Source organism: Achromobacter sp. D10, assembly GCF_035282245.1.
GTDB classification, from domain to species: Bacteria; Pseudomonadota; Gammaproteobacteria; order Burkholderiales; family Burkholderiaceae_B; genus Achromobacter; species Achromobacter insolitus.
Map to the genome: position 1 here is coordinate 163,862 of NZ_JAYJLE010000014.1, position 8,119 is coordinate 171,980.

General features: G+C 66.6%; 7 protein-coding genes. All 7 read left to right on the forward strand.

The window, feature by feature from the left end; all coding sequences use genetic code 11:
- Positions 1–113 precede the first annotated feature (113 nt).
- The gene (locus VCS63_RS26595) at positions 114–1,886 is read left to right on the forward strand and encodes an ABC transporter permease (protein ID WP_042796299.1); all 1,773 of its coding nucleotides are present in this window, start codon (positions 114–116) and stop codon (positions 1,884–1,886) included.
- Entirely contained in the window at positions 1,879–2,967 is a 1,089-nt protein-coding gene (locus VCS63_RS26600; RefSeq protein ID WP_112966667.1) for an ABC transporter ATP-binding protein, read from the forward strand. The genes VCS63_RS26595 and VCS63_RS26600 overlap by 8 nt, the downstream gene beginning before the upstream one ends.
- A 127-nt stretch (positions 2,968–3,094) precedes the next feature.
- Entirely contained in the window at positions 3,095–3,994 is a 900-nt protein-coding gene (locus VCS63_RS26605) for a TonB family protein (RefSeq protein WP_082900494.1), read from the forward strand.
- Entirely contained in the window at positions 3,991–4,854 is an 864-nt protein-coding gene (gene aroE, locus VCS63_RS26610; protein WP_323881511.1) for a shikimate dehydrogenase, read from the forward strand. The genes VCS63_RS26605 and aroE overlap by 4 nt, the downstream gene beginning before the upstream one ends.
- A gap of 5 nt (positions 4,855–4,859) precedes the next feature.
- Positions 4,860–5,582, forward strand: coding sequence for a monofunctional biosynthetic peptidoglycan transglycosylase (gene mtgA / locus VCS63_RS26615; protein ID WP_042796297.1), 723 nt, complete (start codon positions 4,860–4,862; stop codon positions 5,580–5,582).
- An 80-nt stretch (positions 5,583–5,662) separates the two neighbouring features.
- Positions 5,663–6,841, forward strand: a complete 1,179-nt coding sequence (gene lptG, locus VCS63_RS26620; RefSeq protein ID WP_063639825.1) for an LPS export ABC transporter permease LptG — start codon at positions 5,663–5,665, stop codon at positions 6,839–6,841.
- On the forward strand, positions 6,838–7,671 hold the full coding sequence (locus tag VCS63_RS26625; RefSeq protein WP_042796296.1) for a symmetrical bis(5'-nucleosyl)-tetraphosphatase: 834 nt from the start codon (positions 6,838–6,840) through the stop codon (positions 7,669–7,671). Before lptG ends, VCS63_RS26625 begins: the two co-directional genes overlap by 4 nt.
- Positions 7,672–8,119: the final 448 nt, after the last annotated feature.

Sequence of the window (8,119 nt, forward strand, 5' to 3'; positions counted from 1 at the left end):
CGCCAAGCGCGTAGGAAAGGGCGGCGCCCCGCCGTCCGTCCTGGCGCAGCCGGAGCGCTCGCCTGCGGCCCGGCCGCGCGACCGTCGCGCCATTCAAGAACACAGGATTCCCCATGCAGTCATTGCGCTCGAAATGGCAGTCCCTGCCCCGCGGCGTGGTGGTGCTGATCACGGCCTTGGCCATCTATGTGCCGCTGTCGTTCATCATCATCCAGAGTTTTCTCTCCGCGCCCTTCTTCACGCCGTCCAAGACTTTCAGCCTGGACGCGTTCCGCTTCATCTTCGCGGACCCTGATTTCTACAAAGCCCTCAAGAGCGGCTTCATCCTGGCCTTTGGCCTCGCCATCATCGCCATACCGCTGGGGGGCATGCTGGCCTTCCTGATGATACGCACCGACCTGCCCGGCCGCCGCTGGATCGAACCGCTGATCCTGGTGCCGGTGTTCGTGTCGCCCATGGTGCTGGGGTTCGGCTATGTCGTGGCGGCAGGCCCCGTGGGGTTCTTCTCGACCTGGGCGCAGAACCTGCTGGGTTTCGTGCCCTGGAACGTCTATTCGCTGACCAGCATCGTCATCATCGCCGGCCTGACCCACGTGCCGCATGCCTACCTTTACATCTCGTCGGCGCTGCGCAGCATGGGTTCCGACGTCGAGGAGGCCGCCCGCGTGGCCGGCGCCTCGCCGCTGCGTGTGATGGTGTCGGTCAGCCTGCCGATGGTACGGCCGGCCATGCTGTATGCCACCGTCCTGCTGTTCTTCCTGGGTCTGGAAGTGTTCGGCCTGGTACTGGTGCTGGGCGACCCCGAAGGCAACCTGGTGCTGGCCACGTATCTATACAAGCTCACCAACAAGCTCGGCATCCCGTCCTACCACCTGATGGCCGCCGTGGCCGTGGTGCTGATCTGTATGACGATTCCGCTGGTGATGCTGCAACGCCGCCTGATGCGCACCGCCAACCGCTTCGTCACCGTAAAGGGCAAGGCCTCGCGCGCCCGCGCCCTGCCGCTGGGCAAGTGGCGCTGGGTGGCCGGCGCGGTGGTGGCGTTCTGGCTGCTGGTGACCATTGTGGTGCCGCTGCTGGGCGTGCTGCTGCGCGCGTTCGTCTCCAACTGGGGCATGGGCGTGTCGCTGCTGGACGTGCTGTCGCTGGACGCATTCCGCACGGTGTTCGCCCAACCCAACCTGATGCGCGCCATCGTCAACTCGGTGGCCATCGGCGTGTTCGGCGGCGCGCTGGCCGTGGTCTGCTACATGTTCGTGGGCCTGGCCATGCACCGCAAGCCCGACAACATCACACGTTTCATGGACTACAGCGTGCTGGTGCCGCGCGCGGTGCCGGGCCTCCTGGCCGGCCTGGCTTTCCTTTGGGTGTTCCTTTTCGTGCCGATGTGGCTGGACAACGCCCTGGACGAAGGCGGCTGGCTGTCGGCCCTGCCCTTCGCGGAATGGCTGCGCGAGAACTTCATCGAATGGCTGCGTTCCATGCGCAGCACCATCTTCAGCGTGTGGTTGGCTTACACGGTGGTGTGGATGGCCTACGGCCTGCGGCTGATCTCCTCGACCCTGCTGCAGGTAGGCCCCGAACTGGAAGAGGCCGCCCGCAGCGCCGGCGCGCGCCGCGGCCAGGTCACCCGGCATGTCACCGTGCCCCTGGCCAAATACGGCCTGATCGGCTCCTGGCTGCTGATGTTCCTGATTTTCGAACGCGAATACTCCACCGGCGTCTACCTGCTGTCGCCCGGCACCGAGACCATCGGCTCCATGCTGGTGTCGCTGTGGGCGTCAGGTGCCATCGACATCGTGGCCGCGCTTTCCTTCATCAATATCGTTCTGGTCGTAATCGGCCTGGGCATCGCCCTGCGATTCGGAGTCAAACTTCATGATTGAGCTTTCTGTAGAAGACCTGCACCTGGACTACGGCGACAACCCGGTGCTCAAGGGCGTGTCGATGCAGCTGCGTCAGGGCGAAGTGGTGTCGTTGCTGGGCCCCTCCGGCAGCGGCAAGACCACCCTGTTGCGGGCAGTGGCCGGCCTGGAAGGCCCCAAGCGCGGCCGCATCACCATAGGCGACCGCGTCGTCTACGACGGAGCCGCAAAAAAGGAAATCCCCGCCGAGGAGCGCAACCTGGGCCTGGTGTTCCAGTCCTATGCGCTGTGGCCGCACAAGACGGTATTCGAGAACGTGGCCTACCCGCTCAAGCTGCGCAAGGTGTCTGGCGCCGAAGTGCGCGAGCGCGTGCAGGCCGTGCTGGACCAGCTGGGCCTGGGCAAGCTGGGCCAGCGCCACCCGCACGCCCTGTCCGGCGGACAACAACAGCGCGTGGCCATCGGCCGGGCGCTGGTGTACAGCCCGCCCGTCATCCTGCTGGACGAACCGCTGTCCAATCTGGACGCCAAGCTGCGCGAAGAGGCCCGCGCCTTCCTGCGCGAGCTGATCATCCGTCTGGGCCTGTCGGCGCTGATGGTGACGCATGACCAGAGCGAAGCCATGGCGATTTCAGACCGCATCCTGCTGCTGAATAACGGCAAGATCGAACAGCAGGGAACGCCGCAGGAAATGTACGGATCCCCCTCCACGCTGTTCACAGCCGAGTTCATGGGCAGCAACAACCGGCTGGACGGCAAGGTGACTGAAGTGCGCGAGGGCCGGGCCCGCATCGAGGGCCGCGGCTGGTCGCTGTGGGGCAAGGCCAGCCCGGACGTGTCCCAGGGCCAGGACGCCACGGCGGTCATCCGGGTAGAGCAGGTGCGCCTGGCGGATGACCCCGACGGCAACCACCTGGACATGCCGCTGTTGACCAGCATGTACCTGGGCGACCGCTGGGAATACCTGTTCCGCACGCCCGACGCCGACCCGGCCCACACCCTGGCCTTGCGGGCCTATGGCCCCGAAGGCCGGGAGCCCGGCCCCTGCCGCCTGGCGCTGCCCGCCAGCAAGGTCTGGGTCTTCCCGCGCACGGCGGCCTGAAGCACCGGCCGGCGGTGCCCGGGTTGTTACAAGCCCGGGCACCGCAAGCCCCCCGCTTGAGGCGTAGCCTGTCCGTGGGAACAAACCCTGGCGCCCAGCCGGCGTGGACTCGCTCTACAATGCCAGCGTGCAACGCCTTGCTGATTCCCCTTCCCCGCTGAGCCGTTCCCTGCGGTGGCTGGGCGCACCCGCCCAGCACTACCTGCGCATCGGCATCGCGATATCGCTGTTGGTGCACGCCGGCGCCCTGGCGTGGCGTTTCGGCGCGCCCGCGCTCTCGCGTCCGCCGGTGACCAGCCTGGAAGTCGTGCTGCTCAATGCCCGCAGCGAAACGCCCCCGGAAACCCCGCGCGCGCAGGCCCAGAACCAGATGAGCGGCGGGGGCAACGCCGAGCGCGGCATGTCCACCACGCCGCTTCCCCGCACCGGAGAATCGGCCGAAACCATCGTTCTGGAGGCCATGCGCCGCCGCCAGGTGCAATTGGAAGCCGAACAGACCCGCCTGATGACCCAGCTGCGCGCCGCCGACCGCGCCGGCGCCGAACGCCAGGCCGTCAACCCGTGGCCCGATGGCGCCGACCTCGGCCGCGATGCCGAAGACCAGGCCAGCATCATCCAGAGCGCCCAGATAGCCGCGCTGGCCGCGCGCGTGCAGCAATACAGCGCCGAACCGCGCAAGCAGTTCGTGGCCCCCTCGGCCGAAGCCTCGCGCTACGCCGCCTACCTGGACGCCTGGCGCACCCGCATCGAGACGGTCGGCACCCAGCACTACCCCGACGAGGCGCGCGGCCGTATCTATGGCTCGCTGCGCATCACGGTGTCCGTGCGCGCGGACGGCAGCATCGCCAATGTCGAGATCGACCAGCCCTCGCCGCACGCCGTCCTGAACCAGGCGGCCCGCCGTATCGTCCAACTGGCCGCGCCCTTTCCGCCGTTCCCGCCCGACATCGCGCGCGACACGGACGTGCTGGTCATCACCCGCACCTGGCATTTCGTCAACGACACCCTGGAAACACAAGCCCCATGACCGAGGCGCCCCCTCTCGCCAGATACGCCGTCATCGGCAATCCCATTGCGCACAGCCGCTCGCCTCAAATCCACGCCATGTTTGCCGAACAGACCGGCAAGCCGCTGCGCTATGACAGGCTGCTGGCCCCGGTCGACGGCTTTGCCGAGGCGGTCGCTGCATTCGTGGCCGAAGGCGGGCTGGGCCTGAACGTGACGGTGCCCTTCAAACTGGACGCCTATGCCCTGGCCGCCGGACGCCTGTCCAGCCGCGCCCGACTGGCCGGCGCGGTCAATACCTTGTCCTGGCGCGATGGCGCCTGGCACGGCTGCAATACGGACGGCGTGGGCCTGGTGTCCGATCTGCTGCGCCTGGGCCTGCGGCTCACCGGCGCATCGGTGCTGCTGGTCGGCGCGGGCGGCGCCGCCCGCGGCGTGCTTCAGCCCCTGGCCGAGGCCGGCTGCGCCCGCATCCACATCGTCAACCGCACTGCGGCCAAGGCGGAAGCGCTGGCCGCGTCCTGGCGCGACAGCGGGGTATCGCCGCAGACCGCGGTCACCGGCGGTAGCCTGGCGGACGCCGCCCTTGCCGGCGGCTGGAACCTGGTCATCAATGCCACCGCCAGCGGCCTGCAGGACGCCGCCCCTGACCTGCCCCCCGGCCTGTATGCGCCCGGCGCGGCCGCTTACGACATGATGTACGGCGCCCAGCCCACCGCCTTCATGAAACAGGCCGAGACCGACGGCGCCGCCCTGACCGCCGACGGCTTGGGCATGCTGGTGGGTCAGGCGGCCGAGAGCTTCTACATCTGGCATGGCGTGCGGCCCGATCCCGCCCCCGTGCTGGCAGCGCTGCGCGAGGCGCTCAAGGCCGGACAATAGACGGCATGGCGACGCGCAAGGGGCGCTCCTGGTTCCGGATCATCAGCGGCGCGCTGATGGCGCTGGTGTGCCTGGTCCTGCTCTACCAGTTCTGGCTGTTCGCCCAGGTGGTCTGGTACAACTACCGTCCCCCGGGCAGCAGCGCGATCATGCGAGAGGAACTGTCCCGCCTGCGCGACGGCAACCCGGATTTCGAGCTGAAATACCAGTGGGTACCCTACGAACAGATCAGCCGTAACCTCAAGCGCGCGGTCGTGGCGTCCGAGGACTCCAACTTCACCGAGCACGACGGCGTCGAGTGGGACGCCATCCGCAAAGCCTGGGAATACAACCAGAAGCAACAGGAAGCCGGCCGCAGCAAGATGCGCGGCGGCTCCACCATCACCCAGCAATTGGCCAAGAACCTGTTCCTGTCCAGTTCCCGCAGCTACATCCGCAAGGGCCAGGAACTCGTCCTGACCTACATGATCGAACACGTCATGAGCAAAGAGCGGATCCTGGAGCTGTATCTGAACGTGGCGGAATGGGGCGAAGGCGTGTTCGGCGCCCAGGCGGCCGCCAAGCACTATTTCAACACCTCGGCCGCCAACCTGGGGGCCAGCCAGTCAGCCCGCCTCGCGGCCATGCTCCCCAATCCACGCTTCTACGACGCCCACCGCAATACCCGGTACCTGAACTCCCGGGTCGGCGTCCTGACGCGCCGGATGCAAATGGTCGAAATTCCCTGACACGGATCAGGCCCCCCAGCCCCCACCCTGAGCGGCGGGATTTGTTAAGCTTTCGGGTTTAGGCGCTCCTCCTTTTCTTCATGCGTACCGCACGTCGCTACCTGGCCCGCGAGATCTATCGCTCTTGCGCAGTGGTCCTTACGGCCCTGCTGGGCCTTTTCACGTTCTTCGCGCTGGTGGACGATCTGGACAACGTGGGCGACAAGTTCTCCATGATGGCCCTGCTCTACATGCAGGCGCTGGCCATCCCCACCCGGCTCTACGACCTGTTGCCCATCGGCCTGCTGATCGGCGCCATCCTGGCCCTGGCGGGGTTGGCCCAGCGCAACGAGCTGGTCATCCTGCGCGTGTCCGGCGTCAGCGGCATGAAATTGCTGCGCATGCTCTGGATCGTCACGATCCCGCTGATGATCGGCGCGGGCCTGCTGTCCGAGTACGTCACGCCCTGGGCCGAGATGAAATCCGGCGAGGCCAACCTGCTGTTCCGAGGCAAGGCCGGCGGCGACCGCCTAAAGAGCGGCTACTGGTTCAAGGAACCCACCGCCAACGGCGGCACCCGTATCATCAACATCGGCGAACTCAAGGGTGACGGCCAGGTAAACGCCGTGACCCTCTACGAGTTCAAGAAGGACCAGACGCTGTCCGTCCTGTCCACGGCCCCTACGGGTCTCTTCACGCACGGCGACCTGCTGCTCAAGGACGTCACCGAAACGCGCCTGGACGACGAAGCCGCCGAGGCGCTGGCCAACGCGCGTCCCCCGAAAAATCCACCCGCGACCGTCGTCAAGGTGCCCGAGCGCAATATCGACACCACCCTCAGCGCCGAACGCCTGCTGGCCCGCGTGCTGACCCCTGAACGCATGTCCATCGCCACGCTGCTGGACTATGTGGATTATTTGCGCAACAACCAACTGCAATATGGTCGACAGGTCGTCGCCTTGTGGCGCAAACTGGCATATCCGTTCACCTTGCTGGTCATGATCACCATTGCCGCTCCCATCGGTTTGATGCAAACGCGCCGCGGCGGCGTGGGCGCCAAGGTTTTCATCGGCATCCTGCTTGGCGTGGGCTTCTTCATGCTGAACCAACTGGCCCTGAACGTGGGCATGCTGGGCAAATGGCCGGCCTGGCTGACCGCCCTGGGTCCGAATATCGGCGCCATGGTCGTGGCGTTGGGCGCCATGGGCTACATGGAATACCGCCACACCATCACGCGGATCGTGCAACAACGTTGGCCTTGGAGCAAAAGTCCCGCATGAACGGCAGTATCTGGATGATCGGCGACGTGCAGGGCTGCTGCTCGCCGCTGGATCGCTTGCTGTCCCACCCGGACCTGGTCGGCGACCCCCAGTCGCGCTTCTGGTTCGCCGGAGACCTGGTCAACCGCGGCCCCCAGTCGCTGGAAACCCTGCGCCGCATCATCGACCTGGGCGACCGCGCGACGTCGGTGCTGGGCAACCACGACCTGCACCTGCTGGCCACCGCCGCAGGGGTGCGCAAGCCCTCCAAGTCGGACACGCTCGAGGAAATCCTGCGCGCGCCGGACGCAGCCGACCTGATCAACTGGCTGCGCTTCCGCCCGCTGGCCCACTTTGAACAGAACCATCTGCTGGTCCACGCCGGCACGCTGGCCAAATGGGACGTCGCCAAGACGCTGGCCCTGGCCGGCGAAGTCCAGGACGCGCTGCGCGGGCCGAACTGGCAAAAGGCGCTGCAAAAGATGTACGGCAACGAACCCGCCACGTGGAAAGAAGACCACAAGGGCGGCAAGCGCATGCGGGTCATCATCAACGCGCTGACGCGTATCCGCCTGTGCACCCCGAACGGCCATATGGAATTCGCCACCAAGGTGACGCCGGGCGCGTGGCCGGCCGGCCTGGTGCCCTGGTTCGACGTGCCCAACCGCGCCACGCGGAACGTCACCACGGTGTTCGGACATTGGTCCACGCTGGGACTGCTGCAACGGCCGGACGTGATCTGCCTGGATACCGGGTGCGTATGGGGCGGATCGCTGACGGCGCTGCGGTTGCAGGATCGGAAGCTGGTGCAGGTGAAGTGTTCGCAGTTCCAGGACCCGTTGTCTGAGTGACGGCTGTTTTTTTGCTGGGCTCGGTGCAGGTTCTTCGTAGGCCGCCCGTTGGCGCGGGCGCCTGAGGGGTGGGCGCCCACGATTGCGGTCCGGAGCCTTCGCTCCGGACTTCCCCGTCGTCATCGTCGTCACCGCCTGCGGCGGTTCCTTCCGATTCCCTCGGGCGCATCGAGGTTGCCCACCCCTCAGGCGCCCGCGTCAACGGGCTACTTGAATCTTGGACTGATGCGCTGCTAGAGCCGTAATCAGGGACGAGTCTTGCGTTGCCCGTCATTCTCGGCCGCGCGGGCGGCCGAGAATGACATACGTGGTTTCTTGAATTTCGATTGTGTTCGCTTGCGCGAATGCGGTGAACGGATTGCTATGGGTCCCCAGCTATTGGGGTTGGGCGGTGATGGGTGGCGCGCGACGGACAGCCGCTTGCGCATGCAGACCCGGACGCGCGCCA